Origin of the sequence: Streptomyces sp. NPDC056738, assembly GCF_042790435.1 — a bacterium.
Classification (GTDB): Bacteria; Actinomycetota; Actinomycetes; order Streptomycetales; family Streptomycetaceae; genus Streptomyces.
Genome location: NZ_JBHTZF010000016.1, coordinates 121718 through 142683, shown reverse-complemented (window position 1 = coordinate 142683; position 20966 = coordinate 121718). Strand labels below are relative to the sequence as shown.

Genomic DNA, 20966 nt, shown 5'->3' with positions numbered 1-20966 from the left:
ACGTGGGGTGTCGGCCAGACAAAGTAGTCTTGAGCCCATGCCTGAACGCCGTACCGTCGCACTCGTCACCCTTGGCTGCGCCCGTAACGAGGTGGACTCGGAGGAGCTCGCAGGCCGCTTGGAGGCGGACGGCTGGCAACTCGTGGAGGACGCCGAGCAAGCGGACGTCGCCGTCGTCAACACCTGTGGGTTCGTCGAAGCCGCCAAGAAGGACTCCGTCGACGCCCTCCTCGAAGCCAATGACCTCAAGGGGCACGGCAGAACCCAGGCCGTGGTCGCGGTCGGCTGCATGGCCGAGCGGTACGGCAAGGAACTCGCCGAAGCGCTCCCCGAGGCCGACGGCGTGCTCGGCTTCGACGACTACGCCGACATCTCCGACCGCCTCCAGACCATCCTGAACGGCGGCATCCACGCCTCCCACACCCCGCGCGACCGGCGCAAGCTGCTGCCGATCAGCCCGGCCGAGCGGCAGAGCGCCGGCGAGGAAGTGGCCCTTCCCGGCCACGGCGCCCCCACCGACCTCCCCGAAGGCGTCGCCCCGGTCTCCGGCCCCCGCGCGCCCCTGCGCCGCCGGCTGGACGGATCCCCGGTCGCCTCGGTGAAGCTCGCCTCCGGCTGCGACCGCCGCTGCACGTTCTGCGCCATCCCCTCCTTCCGCGGCTCGTTCATCTCGCGCCGCCCCAGCGACGTCCTGAACGAGGCCCGCTGGCTCGCCGAACAGGGCGTCAAGGAGGTGATGCTCGTCTCCGAGAACAACACCTCGTACGGCAAGGACCTGGGTGACATCCGTCTCCTGGAGACGATGCTCCCCGAGCTCGCGGAGATCGACGGCATCGAGCGCGTGCGGGTCAGCTACCTTCAGCCCGCCGAGATGCGCCCCGGGCTCATCGACGTGCTGACCTCGACTCCGAACGTCGCCCCGTACTTCGACCTGTCCTTCCAGCACTCCGCGCCCGACGTGCTGCGCTCCATGCGCCGCTTCGGCGACACCGACCGCTTCCTGGAACTGCTCGACACCATCCGCGCCAAGGCCCCGCAGGCCGGCGTGCGCTCCAACTTCATCGTCGGCTTCCCCGGCGAGAGCGAGGCCGACCTCGCGGAGCTGGAGCGTTTCCTCACCGGAGCCCGCCTCGACGCGATCGGCGTCTTCGGCTACTCCGACGAGGAGGGCACCGAAGCGGCGACGTACGAGAACAAGCTGGACGAGGACGTCGTCGCCGAGCGTCTGGCGCGGGTGTCCCGGCTCGCCGAGGAACTGGTCGCCCAGCGCGCGGAGGAGCGCGTGGGCGAGACCGTGCACGTGCTGGTCGAGGGCATCGACGACGAGGACGGCGCGTACGGCCGCGCCGCGCACCAGGCGCCCGAGACGGATGGCCAGGTCCTGTTCACGAGCGGCGAGGGTCTGACCGTCGGCCGTATCGTCGAGGCCAAGGTGGTCGGCACGGAAGGTGTCGACCTGGTGGCCGAGCCGCTTCTCCTCGGCTCGCTCGCATGTACTGAGGAGGCGGCCAGATGACCGGAGCCCCGGCATCCGCGGCAGGCGGCTCCCCGGGCGCCAAAGGCGCGACGGGCGCCCCCGGCGCATCCGGTGCTCCGGGCGCATCCCACGGCTCCGGCGCCTCCGGCTCGTCGAGCGCTCCCGGCACCTCCGGTGCCCCGGGGGCGTCCGACGCTCCCGGAGGCCCGAAGACGCCTCGTGGCGGGAAACTGGGCGCCGCGGCCGTCAACCAGGCCAGCCTCTGGAACATCGCCAACATCCTGACCATGATCCGGCTCGTCCTCGTGCCGGGTTTCGTGGCGCTGATGCTGGCCGACGGCGGCTACGACCCCGCCATGCGGGCCTGGGCCTGGGCGGCCTTCGCCGTCGCCATGATCACGGACATCTTCGACGGCCACCTGGCGCGCACGTACAACCTCGTCACGGACTTCGGGAAGATCGCCGACCCCATCGCCGACAAGGCGATCATGGGCGCGGCGCTGGTCTGCCTGTCGGCCCTCGACGACCTCCCCTGGTGGGTCACCTTCGTGATCCTGGGGCGTGAACTCGGGGTCACCCTGCTGCGCTTCGTCGTGATCCGCTACGGCGTCATCCCGGCGAGCCGGGGCGGCAAGCTGAAGACCCTGGCCCAGGGCACCGCGGTCGGGATGTACATCCTGCCGCTGACCGGGGCGCTGGCCAGTCTGAGGTTCTGGGTGATGGGCGTCGCGATCGTGCTGACCGTGGTCACCGGGCTCGACTACGTGCGCCAGGCCGTCGTGCTGCGGCGTCGCGGAATCGCCGAGCGGCGTGCGGCCGCCGCGGAGGCCGAGCGGTGAGTCCCACGGCCACCGAAGTGGTGCGACTACTCACGGTGAGGGGCGAGACGCTCGCCGTCGCCGAGTCGCTCACCGGTGGCCTGGTGGCCGCGGAGATCACCGCGGTGCCCGGCGCCTCGAAGGCGTTCCGCGGCTCCGTGACCGCGTACGCCACCGAACTGAAGCACGAGCTGCTCGGTGTCGACGTCACTCTTCTGGCCGAACGCGGCGCGGTGGACGCGCAGGTCGCGGCGCAGATGGCGGCCGGGGTGCGGGCGGCGCTCGGAGCCGACTGGGGGATCGCGACGACGGGCGTCGCCGGTCCCGATCCACAGGACGGACAGCCGGTCGGTACGGTCTACGTGGCCGTCGACGGACCCTTCGAAGGCCCCTCCGACACCGTTCGCGGCGGGAAAGTGGTGCCGCTGCGGTTGAACGGCGACCGGGCGGAAATCCGTATGGAGAGTGTACGCAGCGTACTCGCGGTGCTCCTTCAGGAGCTCGCGGGCGAACAGACCGGGAATGAGCGGGCACAGGATACGGAACAGAACGGGGGGTTTTGATGTTTGCAGCCCTGAGTGAACACGACATCGCTCCCCGCACGGCCGCGGCGCAAGGCGGTACGGTGGGGCGTGAAGGATGCGGCTACGCGGTCCGAGGAGGGAGCCACCGATGATTCTGCTCCGTCGCCTGCTGGGTGACGTGCTGCGTCGGCAGCGCCAGCGCCAGGGCCGTACTCTGCGCGAAGTCTCCTCGTCCGCCCGAGTCTCACTCGGCTATCTCTCCGAGGTGGAGCGGGGGCAGAAGGAGGCATCCTCCGAACTGCTCTCCGCGATCTGCGACGCGCTGGACGTACGGATGTCCGAGCTCATGCGGGAAGTGAGCGACGAGCTCGCCCTCGCGGAGCTGGCACAGTCGGCTGCGGCCACCGAACCGGTGCCCGCACCGGTGCGTCGCCCGATGCTCAATTCCGTATCGGTGACCGGCGTGCCACCGGAACGGGTCACGATCAAGGCGCCTGCCGAAGCGGTCGACGTCGTCGCCGCCTGACGCTCACCAGCTCGCGCAACCCGAGCTGAGAGACGTATCACCGAAGCCCCGGCCGGGGCTTCCCCGGGGAGATCCGGAGAAGCCGGGCCGGGGCTTTCGTGTGCCACGAAGTCCCTCATGGGCCCGTTTGCCGGTATCCGGCGCGGCCTCCATGGTGGAGGGACCCGGCGAAGCCGATGCCGGCCGTCGTGAGCCCGCGGCAGCCGGACCGGCCACCGGAGTCGTCGTCGATCGGAGGATGCGGATGTACGTCGTGAAGAGCTCCCTGCCGGAGGCGGACCTGAAGACCGTCTCCGAGGCGCTCCAGGGCGCCCTGGTCGATCTCGTGGACCTCTCCCTGGTGGCCAAGCAGGTCCACTGGAACGTGGTGGGGCCCCGCTTCCGGTCCGTCCACCTCCAGCTCGACGAGGTCGTGGACGTCGCGCGACTGCATTCGGACACCGTGGCGGAACGCGCCTCGACGCTGGGCGTCCCGCCGGACGGACGGGCCGCGACCGTGGCGTCGAGCAGCGGCGTCGGACACACCCCCGACGGCTGGATCAAGGACACCGACGCCGTACGGACGCTCGTGGAGGCGCTCGGCGCGGTGATCACGCGGATGCGGGAACGGGTGGCCGTCACCGCGGACCCGGATCCGGTGAGCCAGGACATCCTCATCGCCATCACGGCCGACCTGGAGAAGCACCACTGGATGTTCCAGGCGGAGAACGGCTGAGCGCCCCCCGCCCGGCCCCGGCCCGTGCATCCCGCCGGTGTGCCCTGCTCGCGCGTGAGATCGGCGGCCCGGTGCCGCGCCGGAGGAGGTGTCATGGCGGGGCGGACGTTGCGCAGGGGGGCTTGTCTGGTGCTCGGTGCGCTGTGGTGGTTCAGCGTGCTCCGGCTCGCTCTGGCACCCGACGCGGGGGTCCTCGAAGGGGCGATAGCCGCCGGCGGATGGGGACTCAGCCTGCTGCCCGTGCACTGCGTGCCGAAGTCCCGGGCCGGCGGCGCCGTCGGATCGGACCGGTGGCGTGAGCACTGGCGGGGGCACTGGCGGGAGATCCGGCGCCGGCGGGCCGCCGGGCGGGCTACCAGGGCATCGCGACCCCGCCGTTGGGACGGAGGATCTGACCCGTGGTGAAGACCGAGGCGTCCGAGGCCAGGTACAGCACGGCGTGGGCGATGTCCTCGGGTTCCCCGACGCGGCCCAGCGGCGACAGGCGCGCCATGAACGCCTCGGTGTGAGCCTGGCGCTCACCGTGACGGTCGGTCATGGGGGTGCGGATCCAGCCGGGCGCCACGGCGTTGACGCGAATGCCGTGCGGACCGACCTCCGTCGCCAGCGTCTTCGTGAGCTGTACGACCGCCGCCTTCGCGGCGCTGTAGCACAACAGGCCCGGACCGCCGGAGTCGATCGCGCCCGACGCCATGGTGACGACGCTGCCGCGGACACCGTTCGCGATCATGGAGCGCGCGGCCTCCTGACAGGCGTACAGGACCCCTTTGAAGTTGACGTTCAGGACCCGGTCCAGATCCTCGTCCAGGGTCTCCAGGACCGGGCTGCTGTGCATGATCCCGGCGATCGCCGCCATGACGTCGAGGCGGCCGCACGCGGCCACGGCCCGCTGGAGCCCGGCCCGGTCGGTGACGTCGAGCGGGTGGAGGAGCGCCGTGCCGCCCTGGCCCTCGATCAGCTTCGCCGTCTCGCGCAGGCCCGGCTCGTCGAGGTCCGCGCAGTGCACGGTGGCGCCCGCGTCCGCGAGCAGGACCGCCGTCGCGCGGCCGATGCCTCCGGCCGCGCCGGTGACGAAAGCGGTGCGTCCGGTGAGGTCGTACGCGGCGAGGCCCATGAAGGGACGGTACGAAGGAATCTGACGGGTCGTCAATTGGTCGTGCGCACATTGCCGCGCGGACGGGCGGGCGGCGGGGTGGGGCCCGTCTGACAGCGGGGGCACCAGTACGTGGGGCGCTCGCGGGATCCGTCGCCCTGGTTCCCCGAGCGGACCGGCGTCCCGCAGCGCAGACACGGGCGAGGGGTGCGCCCGTACACGAACAGGTTCTGTTCGCGGCGTCCGGTCGTGACACGGATCGGACGGTCGCGGTTGAACTCCAGCAGCCTCTGGGCGAGGGCCGGCAGGTGGACGGCGCGGTCGGCGGGCAGCACTCCGACGGGGAGCCAGGGCGTGACGCCGAGCAGGAAACACAGCTCGCTCTTGTACACGTTCCCGATCCCGGCGAGATTGCGCTGGTCCAGGAGGGCTTCGCCGAGGGGGCGCTCGGGGTCGCGCAGGAGATTCTCCAGGGCCTTGTCCGGGTCCCAGTCGGGGCCCAGGAGGTCGGGTCCGAGGTGGCCGACCGCCCGGGCCTCGTCGGCGGTGCGCAGCAGTTCCAGGACGGGCAGGCGGTAGCCGACCGCGGTGCGGTCCGAGGTGCCGAGGATGGCCCGGATCTGATGGGAGGGGCCTCCGCTCCAGCGCCGGCCGGGCTCGTACACCTTCCACGATCCGTCCATCCGCAGATGCGAGTGCAGGGTCAGGCCGCCCTCGATCCGGGTGAGGAGGTGCTTGCCCCGCGGGGTGACGTCCAGGACGGTGCGACCGGTGAGGTCGGCCGTGGCGTACCGCGGCACCCGCAGGTCGGAACGGGTCAGGACCTTGCCCGCGAGGGCGACGTGCAGGCGCCTCGCGGCCTGCCAGACGGTGTCTCCTTCGGGCATGACTCCAGGGTGGCACGGTGGGGGTCGGCCGGTCAGGCGCGCAGGCGCAGCCCGCGCGGGGTGGCGATGAAGCCCGCTCCCTCCAGGAGCGTGCCGAGGGGGGAGGTCAGGGCCGAGACGCCGTTGACGCGCTCGACGGTGACGGTGCCGAGCGAGCCCGCGCGGGCCGCTGCGGCGAGCGCCTCCGCGGCGGCGCCCAGACGGGTGTCCTGCGCGAGAGAGGTGTCCGGGTCGGCCGGCCAGGCCAGCAGTGTCTTGCCACCGCGTTCCATGTACAGAGCCAGTTCGCCGTCGACCAGGACGACCAGGGAACCCGCCTTGCGGCCCGGCTTGTGGCCCGCTTCGGTCGGGGACTCGGGCCAGGGGAGGGCCGCGCCGTAGGCGTTCGCGGGGTCGGCGGCGGCCAGCACGACCGCGGGGGAGGCGGTACGGGAACGGGGCCGGGCGCCGGGGAAACCCGTGCCGGGATGGCCGGAGCCGTTCGACGGGTACCCCGGGCCGCCGCGGCCGGAGCGGTCGTTCCGGCTGTGGGACGCGTAGGGGTCGGGTGCGTCGGGGTGGGGGGCACCGGCCGCGAGGGCGGAATCGGCGGAGAACGTGTGGTCGTCCTCGGCGTCGAAGTCGAAGTCGAGGGCGGAGCCGGGCCCGAGCGGGGAGCCTGGGCCGAGGTCGAGACCGCGGGTGAGGTCGTTCAGGGAGTCCGGGCCGTCCGCGATGCCGTCCCGGTCGACGTAGTTCCCGCCGTGGCCCTTGCCGTCGAAGCCCGGGCCGGAGGGCGGGAAGACCGGAGTGTCCGGGAAGCCGTGGGCGGCGGGGGAGTTGTCCGGGACGGCGGGTTCGAGGAGGGCGGCGCCCCGGTCGCGCGCGTTCGCCGCGGCCCGGAGTCGGTCCACCGCGCCGTCCATGGCGAACTGGGCCGCGCCGAGCCCCTCGACCACGTAACCCCGCCGTGCCTGACCGCTGTCCTCGAAGGCCGACAGGATGCGGTACACCGCCGAGAAGCCTCCCTCGACGCCCTCCGCCGCGACGGCTCCCCGGGTCACCACGCCGTGCCGGTCGAGCAGGGTGCGGGCCAGGGCGTGCGCGCGGACGGTGGCGTCGGGCTCGCGCTCGGGCAGCAGCGACCAGCGGCCCGCCACGGTGGGTGGACCCGTACGCGACTGGGGGCGGGCCCCGCCCGTCAGGGAGCCGTAGCGCCCGCGGGGGACCGAGCGCTTGGCGCGGTGGGCCGTCGAGCCCGCGGTGCGGCCCGAACCCAGCAGGGAGCGCATCGGCGCGAGCGTGTCGTTCGTCAGCCGCCCGGACCAGGCCAGCTCCCAGATCGCGTCGGCGAGCTGCGGATCCGTCGCGTCGGGGTGCGTCGTGGCGCGGACCTGGTCGGCGATCTGGCGGAAGAACAGGCCGTAGCCCCCGGAGAGGGTGCCGAGAACCGACTCGTGCAGCGCCGTCGGCTCCAGGGGGTGCGCGGCCGGAAGGAGCAGGGGGGCGGCGTCCGCGAGATACAGCGACACCCAGCCGTCCTTGCCCGGCAGGGAACCCGCCCCGGCCCAGACCACCTCGCCGGCGGCCGTGAGCTCGTCGAGCAGGGCGGGGGTGTAACCGGCGACCCGGGACGGCAGCACGAGCTTCTCCAGCGCGGACGCCGGCACCGAGGCGCCCTGCAACTGCTCGACGGCGCGCACCAGTCCGTCGATGCCGCGCAGCCCGTGACCGCTGCCCACGTGCTGCCACTGCGGCAGGAACTGGGCGAGCGCGGCGGGCGGGACCGGCTCGAGTTCATGGCGCAGCGCCGCGAGCGAACGGCGGCGCAGCCGGCGCAGGACCGCGGCGTCGCACCACTCCTGGCCGATGCCCGCGGGGTGGAACTCGCCCTGGACGACCCGGCCGTTCGCGGCGAGGCGATGCAGCGCGCCGTCGGTGACGGCCGTGCCGAGACCGAACCGGGTGGCGGCCGTCGCCGAGGTGAACGGCCCGTGGGTGCGGGCGTACCGGGCGAGGAGGTCGCCGAGCGGGTCCTTGACCGGCTCGGTGAAGGCCTCCGGGACACCGACGGGCAAGGCCGTGCCGAGCGCGTCGCGCAGCCGGCCCGCGTCCTCGACGGCCGCCCAGTGGTCCGCTCCCGCGATCCTGACCCGGATGGCGCGGCGGGCGGCCGCCAGCTCCTTCGCCCACCGCGGGTCCGCGCCCCGCTCGCCCAACTCGGCCTCCGTGAGCGGTCCCAGCAGACGCAGCAGGTCGGCGACACCCTCCACGTCCTTGACGCGCCGGTCCTCGGTGAGCCATTGGAGCTCGCGCTCCAGCTCGGTCAGGACGTCCGCGTCCAGGAGCTCGCGCAGCTCGGCCTGGCCCAGCAGCTCGGCGAGCAGCCGGGAGTCCAGCGACAGCGCGGCGGCCCGCCGCTCGGCGAGCGGCGAGTCGCCCTCGTAAAGGAACTGGGCCACGTATCCGAAGAGCAGGGAACGGGCGAAGGGGGAGGGCTCGGGCGTGGTGACCTCGACGAGCCGCACCTTGCGGGACTCGATGTCGCCCATCAGTTCCGTGAGCCCCGGCACGTCGAAGACGTCCTGGAGGCATTCGCGCACCGCTTCCAGGACGATCGGGAAGGACCCGAACTCGCTCGCCACCTGGAGCAGTTGTGCGGCCCGCTGCCGCTGCTGCCACAGCGGGGTGCGCTTGCCGGGGTTGCGGCGCGGCAGGAGCAGGGCGCGGGCGGCGCATTCGCGGAAGCGGGCGGCAAACAGGGCCGAACTGCCGACCTGGTCCGTGACGATCTGGTTGACCTCGCCCTTGTCGAAGGCGACGTCCGCCGCGCCGACCGGGGCCTGCTCCGCGTCGTACTCCGTGCCCGGCTTCGCCGGTGCCTGGTCGAGCAGGTCCAGGCCCATCAGATCGGCGTCGGGCAGCCGCAGCACGATGCCGTCGTCCGCGTGCATGACCTGGGCGTCCATGCCGTAGCGCTCGGAGAGCTTGGCGCCCAGGGCGAGGGCCCAGGGAGCGTGCACCTGGGCGCCGAAGGGGGAGTGCACGACCACACGCCAGTCGCCCAGCTCGTCGCGGAAGCGCTCGACGACGATCGTGCGGTCGTCCGGGACGTGCCCGCACGCCTCACGCTGCTCGGTGAGGTACGCGATGACGTTGTCGGCGGCCCAGGCGTCCAGGCCCGCCGCCAGCAGCCGCAGCCGGGCGTCGCCCTCGGAGAGCGATCCGACCTCGCGGAGGAACGCGCCCACCGCGCGGCCCAGTTCCAGCGGACGCCCTAGCTGGTCGCCCTTCCAGAAGGGCAGCCTGCCGGGGACGCCGGGCGCCGGGGAGACCAGGACCCGGTCCCTGGTGATGTCCTCGATGCGCCAGGAGCTGGTGCCGAGGGTGAACACATCGCCCACCCGGGATTCGTAGACCATCTCCTCGTCGAGCTCGCCGACCCGGCCGCCGCCCTTCTTGGGGTCGGCCCCCGCGAGGAACACCCCGAAGAGACCGCGGTCGGGGATGGTGCCCCCGGAGGTCACGGCGAGACGCTGGGCGCCGGGGCGGCCCGTCACCGTGCCCGCGACGCGGTCCCAGACCACGCGGGGCCTCAGCTCGGCGAAGGCGTCCGAGGGGTAGCGGCCCGCGAGCATGTCCAGGACGGCGGTGAACGCCGACTCCGGGAGCGAGGCGAAGGGGGCCGCCCGGCGGACCGTGGTGAGCAGATCGTCGACCTGCCAGGTGTCGAGCGCCGTCATCGCGACGAGCTGCTGGGCCAGCACGTCCAGCGGGTTGGCCGGCACCCGGAGCGACTCGATGGAGCCGGTGCGCATCCGCTCGGTGACCACCGCCGCCTGCACCAGGTCGCCCCGGTACTTCGGGAAGACGACACCGGTGGACACCGCGCCGACCTGGTGACCCGCGCGGCCCACCCGCTGCAGCCCCGAGGCCACCGACGGCGGCGACTCCACCTGGACGACGAGGTCGACCGCGCCCATGTCGATGCCCAGTTCGAGGCTGGAGGTGGCGACCACCGCGGGCAGGCGCCCGGCCTTCAGATCCTCCTCGACCTGCGCCCGCTGCTCCTTGGAGACCGAGCCGTGGTGAGCGCGGGCGATGACCGGCGGCGCCCCCTGCGCCGCGCCCGAGCCGCCCATCAGCTCGGCCGGCGCGTGCGCCTCCTCCAGGGGCTCGCCCGTCGCCCTCTCGTAGGCGATCTCGTTCAGCCGGTTGCACAGCCGCTCGGCCAGGCGGCGTGAATTGGCGAACACGATCGTCGAGCGGTGGGACTGGACGAGGTCGGCGATCCGCTCCTCGACGTGCGGCCAGATGGAGGGCTTCTCCGCGCCCTCCTTGCCGTCGGCGGCGGGGGACCCGCCCAGCTCGCCCAGGTCCTCCACCGGGACCACCACGGACAGGTCGAACTCCTTGCCGGACGGCGGCTGGACGATCTCCGCCTTGCGGCGCGGCGAGAGATAGCGCGCCACCTCGTCCACCGGACGCACCGTCGCGGAGAGGCCGATCCGCCGGGCCGGCTTCGGCAGCAGTTCGTCGAGGCGCTCCAGGGTGAGCGCGAGGTGGGCGCCGCGCTTGGTGCCCGCGACCGCGTGCACCTCGTCCAGGATCACCGTCTCGATGCCCGTCAGCGCGTCGCGTGTGGCCGAGGTCAGCATCAGGAACAGCGACTCGGGGGTCGTGATCAGGATGTCCGGCGGGCGGGTGGCCAGCGCTCGGCGCTCGGCGGGAGGGGTGTCGCCGGAACGGATGCCGACCTTCACCTCCGGCTCCGGCAGCCCGAGCCGCACCGACTCCTGCCGGATGCCGGTCAGCGGGCTGCGCAGATTGCGCTCCACGTCGACCGCGAGCGCCTTGAGCGGTGACACGTACAACACTCGGCAGCGCTTGCGGGGGTCCGCCGGGGGCGGCGTCGAAGCCAGTTGGTCGAGCGCGGCGAGGAACGCGGCGAGCGTCTTGCCGGAGCCGGTCGGGGCGACGACCAGCACGTCCGAACCCGCGCCGATGGCCGCCCACGCCCCGGCCTGGGCCGCGGTGGGCGCGGAAAAGGCCCCCGTGAACCAGCCGCGGGTCGCGGGGGAGAAGCCGTCGAGCGCAGGGTGCGCGGAGCTGACCATGCGTCCATCCTGCACCCGCCCACTGACAATCGCGCTGACCTGCGAGAACGCGCTGACCGGGCGCGGTGGGGGAGATCGGTGCCGTGCCGGACCGGGGCAGATGCGGGCGAAGGGGGCGGGTGGGGCGGTCGGTGGCGGTCGGCCGCGATGCGGTGGCGGTGCGGTGGCGCCCCGGTCGGCGAGCCGGTGCGGCTGGGTCGCGCGGCGAGATGGCGCGGCGGGCGGTGCGGCTAGGCGGCGGGGCGAGCCGGCGCTGCCAGGTGGTCGGTGCGGTGGCGCGGTGGCAAGGCGCGCCGGTCGCCGGGGTGGCGTGGTGAGCCGATGCGGCCAGGTGACAGGGTGAGGCCGTCGGTGAGGTGCCGTGGCGAGGCGGCAGGGTGAGGTGGTCGGCAGGGTGGCAGGGCGAGCCGGTCGGCGGGGTGGCGCCGCGGCGTGGCAGGGCGAGCGGGGCGCCGAGGTGCCGCGGCCAGGTGGTTCGGTGGGTGGCGGACAATGAGGGTGTGGCAGGTTCGGGGCAGGAGCGGGCACGGCACTGGCAGTACGCGGAGCTGCCCGGTGTCGATCTGCTGCGCGCCCGCTACGTCGAGAAGATCTTCGTGCGGCACACCCACGAGAACTTCGTCATCGCCGCCGTCGCCGAGGGTGTCGAGGTGTTCCACCACGGCGGTGCCGACCAGTACGCGGGCCCTGGGTCACTCGCCCTGGTCAACCCCGACACCCCGCACACCGGGCGCGCCGGCGTCCCCGAGGGCTGGAAGTACGGGGCCGTGTACCCCTCGCCGGAGACGGTCGCCGAGATCGCCGCCGAGACCACCACCCTCCGCGGCACCCCCGGATTCAGCCGCCCGGTCCTCGACGACCCCTACGCGGCCGGCCTGGTCCACCAGGTGCTCCGAGCCGCGGAGGAGGGCAACGCGCTGGCCGCCGACACCCTGCTGAGGGTCGCCGTCACCCGGCTGCTGCGCCTGAACGGAGGCACGCTGCCGCAACGGGCCGTACGCACCGCCGGCGGCCGGCTCGCGGCACGCGCGCGTGGCGTGCTGGACGAGAGGATGGCCGAGCCGCCGACCCTGGAGCGGCTCGCGGCGGACCTCGGCACCAGCTCGTTCGCGCTGCTGCGCGCCTTCCGGGACGCCTACGGCATGCCGCCCCACACCTGGCTGACCGACGCCCGGGTGCGCCGGGCGCGCCACCTCCTGGACGCCGGGTCCACACCCGCGGAGGCGGCCGTCGCCGTCGGCTTCACCGACCAGCCGCACCTCAACCGCCACTTCAGCCGGATCGTGGGTGTCCCTCCGGGCGCCTACCAGCGAGAGCGCAAGAACGTACAAGACGCCGGCGGGCGACTCCTCGTACCGTCCGAGCGTGGCACAACAGACAGTTCTCCCAGACATACGCAGTGAAGAAGGCGGAAAACCCGACGCGGCCGTCGTCCGCGACGCCCTGGGCGTCGGGGTGGCCGTCGGCCTGTCCGGTTTCGCCTTCGGGGTGACCTCGGCCGGCAGCGGGCTCAGCCTGCTCCAGACCTGCGCCCTCAGCCTCCTGGTGTTCACCGGGGCCTCGCAGTTCGCGCTCGTGGGCGCGCTCGCGGCCGGGGGCAATCCGCTCACCGCGGCCGCCGGCGCGTTCTTCCTCGGGGTCCGGAACGCGTTCTACGGGCTGCGGCTGTCCCAGCTCCTGGCCCTCCCGCGCGCGGTGCGCCCGTTCGCCGCCCAGTGGGTGATCGACGAGACCACGGCCGTGGCGCTCGCCCAGCCCGACCGCCGCAGCGTCCGGATCGGCTTCACCGTCACCGGCCTGTCCCTCTACCTGCTGTGGAACCTCACCACCCTGCTCGGCGCGGCCGGGGCCGAGGCCATCGGCGACACCGACGCGTGGGGCCTGGACGCGGCCGGACCCGCGGTGTTCCTGGCGCTGCTCGCGCCGATGCTGAAGACCACCACGGAACGCGCCGTCGCGGGAATCGCCGTCCTTCTCGGACTCGGCCTGCTGCCCGTGCTGCCCGCCGGAGTCCCCGTGCTGGTGGCCGCCCTGGCCGCCCCCGCCGTGCTCTGGGCGACGGGGCGCCGCCGCGCGGACACCGCCCGAGACGCCTCCTCCGGCACGTCGCACGAGGCGCCGGCCGGTGCCTCGTGCGACGCGCTGCCGGCCGATGCGGGCGACGGGCCGCCGTCCGAGGTGGAGAACCGTTCGCGAGCCAGCGCGGAACACGGCTCACCGGCCGGTACGCACGACGACGGGCCGGACGCGTCAGGAGAGGTACGTTGAGCATCTGGATCGCCATCGGCGTCACCGCCGTCGGCTGCTACGCCGTCAAGCTCATCGGTCTGCTGATCCCCGCGGGCGTGCTGGAGCGACCGCTCGTCCAGCGCCTCGCCGCCCTGCTGCCCGTCGCGCTCCTGGCCGCTCTCACGGCCCAGCAGACGTTCGCCGACGGCCGGGTCCTCGTCCTCGACGCCAAGGCCGCCGGGCTCGCCGCGGCGGCCGTCGCGCTGATCCTGCGAGCCCCGTTCCTGGTGGTCGTCGCCGCCGCCGTGGTGGTGACGGCAGGGGTCCGCGCGCTGACCGGCTGACACGGACACCGCCCGAGCACCGCCGCGCCGGACCCGTGGGCCTCAGTTGACGGCCCTGCCGTACGCCCGGAGCGTGCGCAGGGCCTCGACGGTCACCATGGGACGGCACTCCAGGGCGGTGCCCGGCGCCCACTGACGCCAGTGGATCGGCCACCCGCCGTCCTCCTGCTGCTCCGCCGCGAGGTGGTCCAGCGAGCGGGCCATCTCCTCGTCGGTGAACCACGCGCGCGCGAGCGAGTCCGGCGTCCGCGCGTAGTCGTGCGGGAAGTGGTGCTCGCGCGGCGCGTAGCCGGGCGCGACGGGGTAGGCCTCCAGGCGCCCGGCGTCCAGCACGGCGAGCCGCTGCTCACGGACGAGCCGGCCCAGCCGGTCGGCGCTCGCCTCCGCGCGCGGGCGGTCGGCCGCCGAGTCCAGGAAGGCGACGGCCGCCTCGATCTCGTACGGATGCGACTTCTCCAGGGACTCCACCGCCTGCCAGCAGAAGTCCGTGGCCCGGAACAACCAGGCGTTCCACACCTCGTTGCGGTGCAGCAGCCCCACGATCGGGCCGGTGGCGAGGAGTTCGCTCGGCGGATCGTCGACGACCGGCACGAACGGAGCCGCCGGATAGCCGCGCTGGCTGGGATGGACGGCCGGCAGCGCGCCGTCCGCGGTCGACACGGACGTCAGATAGCGGCACACCCGTTCCACGCGCTGCCCGCCGCAGCGCCCGATCGAGTCGAGCACGCGCAGCGCGTGCCCCGTGTGCAGCGGCTGGCTGACCGGGCCGCGCAGATCGGGTTCGAGCGCGTGACCGTACCCTTCGTCGTCGTTGCGGTAGGCGGCCAGGGCCGTCTCCACCGCGTCGGCGTCGCCACCGAGGAAGTGATAGGCGAAGCGGCGCTGTTCCAGCACGCGCGCGGTGAGCCAGACGAAGTGCTCGGCGCGGGCGAGGGCGGACTGCGCGGGGGGCGTCTGGGGGAGTCGGGATGCTCCGGTTTCGGCCATGCGTCAGACCGTAGGGCGGAAAGCGGTCTCGCCACGCGGCCCCGGACCGGGGCCACTCTCAGGGGCGGGATACTGGTGTCATGCGGTTGACGGTCTTCTGGCAGCGAATGGCTGATCACTTCGGCGCGGGGTACGCCGAGACGTTCGCGCGCGATCATGTGATGACGGAACTGGGCGGACGCACGGTCCACGAGGCGCTGGACGCGGGCTGGGAGGCCAAGGACGTGTGGCGCGTGGTGTGCGCGACCATGAACGTTCCGCACGAAAACCACTGAACCGGACCGAAGACCGGGAAAGTCCGGGGGGACGTGGATCCGGTGTCGGTGGCGTGGGCCAGACTTGGCGCGTGGCCCCGACAGACGAGAACACGCAGGTCGATCAGCAGTCATCACCGCTCGGCACGACGCCGCCCGGTCCGCCCGCCGCCGACGCGGCAGGGGCGGGTCCGCGCATGCCGCGCTGGCTGCCCCGCGCCATGGTGCTCGCCCTGGCGCTGGTCGCCGTGTTCCAGCTCGGCAGTTGGGCGTTCCACCAGCTCACCGGCCTGCTGATCAACATCCTGATCGCGTTCTTCCTCGCGCTCGCGATAGAACCCGCGGTGAGCTGGATGGCCTCCCGGGGCATGCGCAGGGGGCTCGCCACGTTCCTCGTCTTCCTGGGCTCGTTGATCATGATCGCCGGGTTCGTCACGTTGCTCGGCTCGATGCTCGCGGGCCAGATCATCAAGATGATCGAGGGCTTCCCGGACTACCTCGACTCGGTCATCAACTGGATCAACACGCACTTCCACACCGACCTCAGACGGGTCGACATCCAGGAGGGCCTGCTCCACTCCGACTGGCTGCGCAAGTACGTGCAGAACAGCGCCACCGGCGTCCTGGACGTGTCCGGCCAGGTCCTCGGCGGTCTCTTCCAGCTCCTGACGGTCGCGCTGTTCTCGTTCTACTTCGCCGCCGACGGACCCCGGCTGCGGCGCGCCCTGTGCTCGGTGCTGCCGCCGGCCCGGCAGGCCGAGGTGCTGCGCGCCTGGGAGATAGCCGTCGACAAGACCGGCGGCTATCTGTACTCACGCGGCCTGATGGCGCTGATCTCGGGCATCGCCCACTACATCCTGCTGGAGGCGCTGGGCGTGCCCTACGCGCCCGTGCTCGGTGTGTGGGTCGGCCTGGTCTCGCAGTTCATCCCGACCATCGGCACCTATCTCGCGGGTGCCCTGCCGATGCTGATCGCGTTCACGATCGACCCCTGGTACGCGCTGTGGGTGCTCGTCTTCGTCGTGGTCTACCAGCAGTTCGAGAACTACGTGCTCCAGCCGAAGCTGACCTCCAGGACGGTGGACATCCACCCCGCGGTCGCCTTCGGGTCCGTGATCGCGGGGACCGCGCTCCTCGGAGCCGTCGGCGCGCTGATCGCCATCCCCGCCGTCGCGACCCTCCAGGCGTTCCTCGGCGCGTACGTGAAGCGCTACGACGTCACGGACGACCCGCGGGTGCACGGGCACCGCGTCCGCAGCTCGGCGGGCCTCCTCGCGCGGGTGCGACGGCAGCTCGGCCGGTGACGGTCACCAGGTGAGGACCGCCTGGACGCCGGTGCCGACGACGGCCGCCGCGTAGAGACCGACCGCCGCCCACACGATCCGCTGCCGGGTCTCCTCGCCGGTGCGGGAGAGCAGCCAGGCCAGCGCGGGCAGCACCAGCACGGCGTGCAGGCTCACACCGTGCAGCGGCTTGAGCGGAGCCGTCGAGTGGTACGCGGCCTCCTGGTGGCCGGTCCTGGTGAGGACGACCCCGCGCGCGATCATCGCGGCGCCCGAGGCCAGCGCGACGAGCAGGATCGCGAACCCCGAACGCACGGCGAGCGGCATGCCCACGGGCCCCGAGGGCCTGCGGCGGAACGAGGCGACCGCGAACGCGGTGAGCACCACGACCAGAATCCCGCCGCCCACCGCGAGCATCATGGAGACCGCGGTGTCGAAGCCGGTCTCCATGTCGAGGTGCGACGGAACCCGGCGCCACGCCTGAAGGGTGATCCCGCCGACCTCCAGCACGCAGTCCGCGGCGAACACGACGAGCAGCACGCTGCGCCGCCTCGCCTCCATCCGCACGTACGAGGTGACCCACGTGACCGCGATCAGGGTCAGCCCGAAGGAGAGTCCGAAGGTGACGGGCTTGCGCCAGGAGACGGGGCCGTCCCACGGGCCGCCGTCGACGGCGAAGACCAGCAGATGCAGGAGGCCCGAGAGGACGAGCAGGGCGCCCGTGGCCCGGCAGAGCCGCTCGGCCGGCCGGAGCGAGGACGGCGGTGTCGGCAGGGGGCGCGGTGTCGGGGGGCGCGTCGTCGTCGGCATGGCCCACAGCCTGCCGGGCGTTCCCGCCGGTGTCGTCGTCCGCCCGGAGGCACCGGTCCTGCGCCCCGGGGAGTAGCCGGAGGGCGGGGCGGGTACCGGGCTTCGGGAGATGTGTCGGGGCGGCCGCGAGGGCCCGAGGACGCCGGATCTCCCGTCGTTGTCGGAGGGCGACCGTAGTCTCGGAAGTGCCGCGTGGTGCGCTTGACACGAAAATCGAACATCCATTCTTATGGAGGTTCCGGCAGAGCTCGCGACGGGTGATTCGGCATGGTTTCGGCAGGGATGTGCCCGAGTTATCCACAGGCCGGACGGGCGTCGGGGCGCATTGTCAGTGGCAGGCGTTAGCGTCTTTGACGTGAAGCGATCGACTCAAGCAAACCGGGTGGAACCCATGGCAGGAACCGACCGCGAGAAGGCGCTCGACGCCGCGCTCGCGCAGATTGAACGGCAGTTCGGCAAGGGCGCCGTGATGCGCCTGGGCGAGCGGCCGAATGAGCCCATCGAGGTCATCCCCACCGGGTCGACCGCGCTCGACGTCGCCCTCGGCGTCGGCGGCCTGCCGCGCGGCCGCGTGGTGGAGGTGTACGGCCCGGAGTCCTCCGGAAAGACGACCCTCACCCTGCACGCGGTGGCGAACGCGCAGAAGGCCGGCGGCCAGGTGGCGTTCATCGACGCCGAGCACGCCCTCGACCCCGAGTACGCGAAGAAGCTCGGCGTCGACATCGACAACCTGATCCTGTCCCAGCCGGACAACGGCGAGCAGGCCCTGGAGATCGTGGACATGCTGGTCCGCTCCGGTGCGCTCGACCTCATCGTCATCGACTCCGTCGCCGCTCTGGTGCCGCGGGCCGAGATCGAGGGCGAGATGGGCGACTCGCACGTGGGTCTCCAGGCCCGGCTGATGAGCCAGGCCCTGCGCAAGATCACCAGCGCGCTCAACCAGTCGAAGACGACGGCGATCTTCATCAACCAGCTCCGCGAGAAGATCGGCGTCATGTTCGGCTCTCCGGAGACGACGACGGGTGGCCGGGCGCTGAAGTTCTACGCCTCGGTGCGCCTCGACATCCGGCGCATCGAGACGCTGAAGGACGGCACCGACGCGGTCGGCAACCGCACCCGCGTCAAGGTCGTCAAGAACAAGGTCGCGCCGCCGTTCAAGCAGGCCGAGTTCGACATCCTCTACGGCCAGGGCATCAGCCGCGAGGGCGGCCTGATCGACATGGGCGTGGAGAACGGCTTCGTCCGCAAGGCCGGCGCCTGGTACACGTACGAGGGCGACCAGCTCGGCCAGGGCAAGGAGAACGCCCGCAACTTCCTGAAGGACAACCCCGACCTCGCCAACGAGATCGAGAAGAAGATCAAGGAGAAGCTGGGCGTCGGTGTGAAGCCCGAGCAGCCCGCCGCCGAGCCGGGCGCGGACGCAGCGGTCTCGGCCCCGGACGACGCCGCGAAGACGGTGCCCGCTCCGGCTGCCAAGGCCACCAAGTCCAGGGCCGCGGCGGCCAAGAGCTAGTCCATGACACGACGAACCGACTGGGCCGAGTACGCCCGTCCCCAGACCCCCGACACGCGGTCGGGGCAGGGGTACGGCGGGGGACACGGCGGTCCGGCCGGAGACGGTGACGGGTCGTACGACGGTGCCGGGGGGTACGGCAGCCGGTCGTACGGCACCGATGACGGGCTCCACGAAGCCGACGGTGGGCTGTACGGCACCGGCGGCGGGTTCTACGGAGCCGATGGTTTCCACGGTGGCGGTCCGGACGACGGGGATCCGGACGGCGGAGGTTCGACGGGCGGTGACGCACGGCACGGTGACGGCCTGCCGCGCGGTCACGGTTCGCCGGACGCGGTCTCCCGACGCGGTGGACGTGCCGCCGGCGGACCGCGTGGTGGAAGAGGTCGTCGACGGGGCGGCGGTTTCGGCGAACCGTCCGACGGCCGGCGGGACGGAGACACCCCCTCCTCGTCGAGGGCTGAGAAGGGGGAGTCCCCGGGGGACCCGGCTGAGCGGGCGCGAGCGATCTGTCTGCGCCTGCTCACCGGGACCCCGCGTACGCGCAAGCAACTGGCGGACGCCTTGCGCAAGCGCGAGATCCCGGACGAGGTGGCGGACGAGGTGCTGTCACGGTTCGAGGAGGTCGGGCTGATCAACGACAGCGCCTTCGCGGACGCCTGGGTGGAGTCACGGCACCACGGGCGGGGGCTGGCCCGGCGCGCGCTCGTCCAGGAACTGCGGACCAAGGGCGTGGAATCGACGCTGATCGACGAGGCCGTCGGACAGCTCGACTCCGAGCAGGAGGAGGCGACCGCTCGTGAGCTGGTCGCGCGCAAACTGCGCTCCACCCGCGGACTGGACCGGGACAAGCGGCTGAGACGCCTCGCCGGCATGCTGGCCCGCAAGGGCTACTCCCAGGGCATGGCCCTGCGCGTGGTCCGTCAGGCGCTGGAGGAAGAGGGCGAGGACACGGAAGGGCTCGACGAGGGATTCTGATCCCACGGTCGTCCGTCACCCTGCCCTCGCGGGCCCTCGTACGAGGGCGGCTCGTCCGGGGGATCGGGCTCCGCGAGGCGGAGACGGTCGGCTTTTCGTGCAGGTCTCCGCCAGGCGGAAGCGGCCGGCCTTCCGCGTCGGTCTCGGCGAGACGCAAGCGGCCGGCTTTCCGCGTCGGTCTCGGCGGGGCGCAAGCGGTCGGCTTTCCGCGCGGGGCTCCGCGAGGCGCAAGCGGTCGGCTTTCCACGCCGGGCTCCGCGAGACGAAAGCCGTCAGCTCTCCGGGTCCGCAGCCGTCACCGGGAGGCCCGCGGTCTTCCAGGCCTGGAAGCCGCCGATCAGATCGGTGGCCCTGTGGAGTCCCAGCCGGCGCAGGGACTCGGCGGCCAGGCTGGAGGCGTACCCCTCGTTGCAGAACAGCACGACCCGCAGGTCGTGACTCGTGGCCTCCGGCACGCGGTGACTGCCCGTGGGGTCCAGCCGCCACTCCAGTTCGTTGCGCTCGACGACGAGAGCGCCGGGGATCAGGCCGTCCCGGTCCCGCAGGGCGGCGTACCGGGTGTCGACCAGGAGTGCCTCCCCTCGCCGCACCGCCTCGAAGGCCTCCTCGGCCTCCACCCGGTCCAGGCCCGCGCGGACCTGTTCCAGCAGGGCGTCGATACCGATGGGCTGCCCGCTGCCGCTCACTGCCAGTCCTCCGGACGCTCGACGTGCTCCAGACGCAGGATCTGCCCCGTACGGCTGTAGCGGCGGATCTGCGGGAGCGGCGGGTAGTAGGCGTGGACCGAGATGGCGTGCTCCTCGGTGGACTCGTTGAGCACCTCGTGCACGTGATGCCGGCCGAAGGCGCGGCCGGTGCCCGCGGGCAGCTTCCGCTGCCGGTCGATCTCTTCGGCGAGTTCCAGGGTCTTCCAGCCGTCGGCGGGCAGCCGCGCGGCGAGGGAGTGCTCCTTGAGCTCGCCGGCCGCGGTGAGGAAGGCGCCCACCGATTCGGCGTGGTCGTGCCAGCCGGTCCCGGTCCCGGGCGGCCAGCCGATCAGCCAGGCCTCACTGCCGGCGGGGCCTTCGAGCCGCACCCAGGTACGGCCCTCGGGGTCGAGGGGGAGCGAGGCGATCAGCTCGGCGTCGGCCGCCGTACGGCGTACGAAGTCCAGGAGGTCGGCCTGGGTGGGGATCCGGGGGGCGCCGGAGACGGCGGAAGGCACGGCAGCGGCGACGGGGGCGGCGGCGGAGAGGGGGACAGACGTGGAGACAGAGGGTGGCACAGACACTCGGACCGTCCTGAGAGTTCGCGAGAGGAGCGCGCGGGGCACGGCGGCGGCGCGCGGAAGAAGAGGATGCGAAGTCAGAAGGACGGGCGACACACGCAGCCCGCATAGCGGACGAGGTCCATATGGACCCTCCGCCACAGGCGCACACAGGTGTCGGTCACG

General features: G+C 72.8%; 20 protein-coding genes and 1 pseudogene. 13 read left to right on the top strand and 8 right to left on the bottom strand.

Features of this window, described 5'->3' with window-relative positions; all coding sequences use genetic code 11:
• Window positions 1-37 precede the first annotated feature (37 nt).
• The 6 genes from rimO to ACFRIC_RS34650 all read left to right on the top strand — a co-directional run bounded on the left by rimO (window position 38) and on the right by ACFRIC_RS34650 (window position 4465).
• Entirely contained in the window at window positions 38-1516 is a 1479-nt protein-coding gene (gene rimO, locus ACFRIC_RS34675) for a 30S ribosomal protein S12 methylthiotransferase RimO (protein ID WP_382794351.1), read from the top strand.
• On the top strand, window positions 1513-2316 hold the full coding sequence (pgsA, locus tag ACFRIC_RS34670) for a CDP-diacylglycerol--glycerol-3-phosphate 3-phosphatidyltransferase (protein ID WP_382794348.1): 804 nt from the start codon (window positions 1513-1515) through the stop codon (window positions 2314-2316). The genes rimO and pgsA overlap by 4 nt, the downstream gene beginning before the upstream one ends.
• Window positions 2313-2858, top strand: coding sequence for a CinA family protein (locus ACFRIC_RS34665; RefSeq protein WP_382794345.1), 546 nt, complete (start codon window positions 2313-2315; stop codon window positions 2856-2858). The genes pgsA and ACFRIC_RS34665 overlap by 4 nt, the downstream gene beginning before the upstream one ends.
• 109 nt (window positions 2859-2967) lie before the next feature.
• Window positions 2968-3345 (top strand): helix-turn-helix domain-containing protein, encoded by a 378-nt coding sequence (locus ACFRIC_RS34660; RefSeq protein WP_037620346.1) that lies wholly within the window; start codon window positions 2968-2970, stop codon window positions 3343-3345.
• 244 nt (window positions 3346-3589) lie between these two features.
• Complete coding sequence (locus ACFRIC_RS34655; RefSeq protein WP_382794341.1) at window positions 3590-4060, top strand: Dps family protein; 471 nt, start codon at window positions 3590-3592, stop codon at window positions 4058-4060.
• Window positions 4061-4153: 93 nt separating this feature from the next.
• Complete coding sequence (locus ACFRIC_RS34650; RefSeq protein WP_382794338.1) at window positions 4154-4465, top strand: hypothetical protein; 312 nt, start codon at window positions 4154-4156, stop codon at window positions 4463-4465.
• On the opposite strand, the gene ACFRIC_RS34645 is transcribed toward ACFRIC_RS34650, so the two are convergent.
• Genes ACFRIC_RS34645 through ACFRIC_RS34635 form a run of 3 tightly spaced genes read right to left on the bottom strand, consistent with a single transcriptional unit; the run spans window position 4413 to window position 11136 of the window.
• Window positions 4413-5174 (bottom strand): SDR family NAD(P)-dependent oxidoreductase, encoded by a 762-nt coding sequence (locus ACFRIC_RS34645; protein ID WP_382794335.1) that lies wholly within the window; start codon window positions 5172-5174, stop codon window positions 4413-4415. The two genes, ACFRIC_RS34650 and ACFRIC_RS34645, sit on opposite strands and share 53 nt — an antisense overlap.
• Before the next feature lie 32 nt (window positions 5175-5206).
• Window positions 5207-6040, bottom strand: a complete 834-nt coding sequence (locus ACFRIC_RS34640) for an Fpg/Nei family DNA glycosylase (RefSeq protein ID WP_382794332.1) — start codon at window positions 6038-6040, stop codon at window positions 5207-5209.
• Between the two features lie 32 nt (window positions 6041-6072).
• On the bottom strand, window positions 6073-11136 hold the full coding sequence (locus ACFRIC_RS34635; protein ID WP_382794328.1) for an ATP-dependent helicase: 5064 nt from the start codon (window positions 11134-11136) through the stop codon (window positions 6073-6075).
• A gap of 500 nt (window positions 11137-11636) precedes the next feature.
• On the opposite strand from ACFRIC_RS34635, the pseudogene ACFRIC_RS34630 reads away from it, so the two are divergent.
• From ACFRIC_RS34630 to ACFRIC_RS34620, 3 genes and pseudogenes are all read left to right on the top strand, one after another.
• A pseudogene (locus ACFRIC_RS34630) lies at window positions 11637-12598 on the top strand (AraC family transcriptional regulator); the annotation flags it as partial.
• Window positions 12502-13404, top strand: coding sequence for an AzlC family ABC transporter permease (locus tag ACFRIC_RS34625; protein ID WP_382794325.1), 903 nt, complete (start codon window positions 12502-12504; stop codon window positions 13402-13404). The pseudogene ACFRIC_RS34630 and the gene ACFRIC_RS34625, both read left to right, overlap by 97 nt.
• Window positions 13401-13709 carry an AzlD domain-containing protein gene (locus ACFRIC_RS34620; RefSeq protein WP_382794322.1) on the top strand — a complete coding sequence of 103 codons (309 nt, stop codon included), beginning with the start codon at window positions 13401-13403 and terminating at the stop codon, window positions 13707-13709. The genes ACFRIC_RS34625 and ACFRIC_RS34620 overlap by 4 nt, the downstream gene beginning before the upstream one ends.
• Before the next feature lie 42 nt (window positions 13710-13751).
• Here ACFRIC_RS34620 and ACFRIC_RS34615 read toward each other — a convergent pair whose 3' ends face one another.
• Window positions 13752-14696, bottom strand: a complete 945-nt coding sequence (locus ACFRIC_RS34615; RefSeq protein WP_382794319.1) for a hypothetical protein — start codon at window positions 14694-14696, stop codon at window positions 13752-13754.
• 80 nt (window positions 14697-14776) lie between these two features.
• On the opposite strand from ACFRIC_RS34615, the gene ACFRIC_RS34610 reads away from it, so the two are divergent.
• Both ACFRIC_RS34610 and ACFRIC_RS34605 read left to right on the top strand, forming a co-directional pair.
• Window positions 14777-14971, top strand: coding sequence for a DUF3046 domain-containing protein (locus ACFRIC_RS34610; RefSeq protein WP_382794316.1), 195 nt, complete (start codon window positions 14777-14779; stop codon window positions 14969-14971).
• A gap of 71 nt (window positions 14972-15042) precedes the next feature.
• Window positions 15043-16254 (top strand): AI-2E family transporter, encoded by a 1212-nt coding sequence (locus ACFRIC_RS34605; protein WP_382794313.1) that lies wholly within the window; start codon window positions 15043-15045, stop codon window positions 16252-16254.
• Window positions 16255-16257: 3 nt separating this feature from the next.
• Here ACFRIC_RS34605 and ACFRIC_RS34600 read toward each other — a convergent pair whose 3' ends face one another.
• On the bottom strand, window positions 16258-17043 hold the full coding sequence (locus ACFRIC_RS34600) for a hypothetical protein (protein WP_382794310.1): 786 nt from the start codon (window positions 17041-17043) through the stop codon (window positions 16258-16260).
• Window positions 17044-17434: 391 nt separating this feature from the next.
• On the opposite strand from ACFRIC_RS34600, the gene recA reads away from it, so the two are divergent.
• Both recA and recX read left to right on the top strand, forming a co-directional pair.
• Window positions 17435-18556, top strand: coding sequence for a recombinase RecA (gene recA / locus ACFRIC_RS34595; protein WP_382794307.1), 1122 nt, complete (start codon window positions 17435-17437; stop codon window positions 18554-18556).
• 3 nt (window positions 18557-18559) lie between these two features.
• The gene (gene recX / locus ACFRIC_RS34590) at window positions 18560-19534 is read left to right on the top strand and encodes a recombination regulator RecX (protein WP_382794304.1); all 975 of its coding nucleotides are present in this window, start codon (window positions 18560-18562) and stop codon (window positions 19532-19534) included.
• A 272-nt stretch (window positions 19535-19806) separates the two neighbouring features.
• On the opposite strand, the gene ACFRIC_RS34585 is transcribed toward recX, so the two are convergent.
• The 3 genes from ACFRIC_RS34585 to ACFRIC_RS34575 form a co-directional block, all read right to left on the bottom strand.
• Complete coding sequence (locus ACFRIC_RS34585) at window positions 19807-20220, bottom strand: rhodanese-like domain-containing protein (RefSeq protein ID WP_382794300.1); 414 nt, start codon at window positions 20218-20220, stop codon at window positions 19807-19809.
• Entirely contained in the window at window positions 20217-20738 is a 522-nt protein-coding gene (locus tag ACFRIC_RS34580) for a cysteine dioxygenase (protein ID WP_382794382.1), read from the bottom strand. The genes ACFRIC_RS34585 and ACFRIC_RS34580 overlap by 4 nt, the downstream gene beginning before the upstream one ends.
• A gap of 140 nt (window positions 20739-20878) precedes the next feature.
• Window positions 20879-20926 carry a hypothetical protein gene (locus tag ACFRIC_RS34575; RefSeq protein ID WP_352018865.1) on the bottom strand — a complete coding sequence of 16 codons (48 nt, stop codon included), beginning with the start codon at window positions 20924-20926 and terminating at the stop codon, window positions 20879-20881.
• Window positions 20927-20966: the final 40 nt, after the last annotated feature.

Coding starts and splice junctions, on each gene's coding strand:
- rimO (WP_382794351.1), top strand. CDS start 38: ATGCCTGAACGCCGTACCGTCGCACTCGTCACCCTTGGCTGCGCCCGT.
- pgsA (WP_382794348.1), top strand. CDS start 1,513: ATGACCGGAGCCCCGGCATCCGCGGCAGGCGGCTCCCCGGGCGCCAAA.
- ACFRIC_RS34660 (WP_037620346.1), top strand. CDS start 2,968: ATGATTCTGCTCCGTCGCCTGCTGGGTGACGTGCTGCGTCGGCAGCGC.
- ACFRIC_RS34655 (WP_382794341.1), top strand. CDS start 3,590: ATGTACGTCGTGAAGAGCTCCCTGCCGGAGGCGGACCTGAAGACCGTC.
- ACFRIC_RS34650 (WP_382794338.1), top strand. CDS start 4,154: ATGGCGGGGCGGACGTTGCGCAGGGGGGCTTGTCTGGTGCTCGGTGCG.
- ACFRIC_RS34645 (WP_382794335.1), bottom strand. CDS start 5,174: ATGGGCCTCGCCGCGTACGACCTCACCGGACGCACCGCTTTCGTCACC.
- ACFRIC_RS34640 (WP_382794332.1), bottom strand. CDS start 6,040: ATGCCCGAAGGAGACACCGTCTGGCAGGCCGCGAGGCGCCTGCACGTC.
- ACFRIC_RS34635 (WP_382794328.1), bottom strand. CDS start 11,136: ATGGTCAGCTCCGCGCACCCTGCGCTCGACGGCTTCTCCCCCGCGACC.
- ACFRIC_RS34615 (WP_382794319.1), bottom strand. CDS start 14,696: ATGGCCGAAACCGGAGCATCCCGACTCCCCCAGACGCCCCCCGCGCAG.
- ACFRIC_RS34610 (WP_382794316.1), top strand. CDS start 14,777: ATGCGGTTGACGGTCTTCTGGCAGCGAATGGCTGATCACTTCGGCGCG.
- ACFRIC_RS34600 (WP_382794310.1), bottom strand. CDS start 17,043: ATGCCGACGACGACGCGCCCCCCGACACCGCGCCCCCTGCCGACACCG.
- recA (WP_382794307.1), top strand. CDS start 17,435: ATGGCAGGAACCGACCGCGAGAAGGCGCTCGACGCCGCGCTCGCGCAG.
- recX (WP_382794304.1), top strand. CDS start 18,560: ATGACACGACGAACCGACTGGGCCGAGTACGCCCGTCCCCAGACCCCC.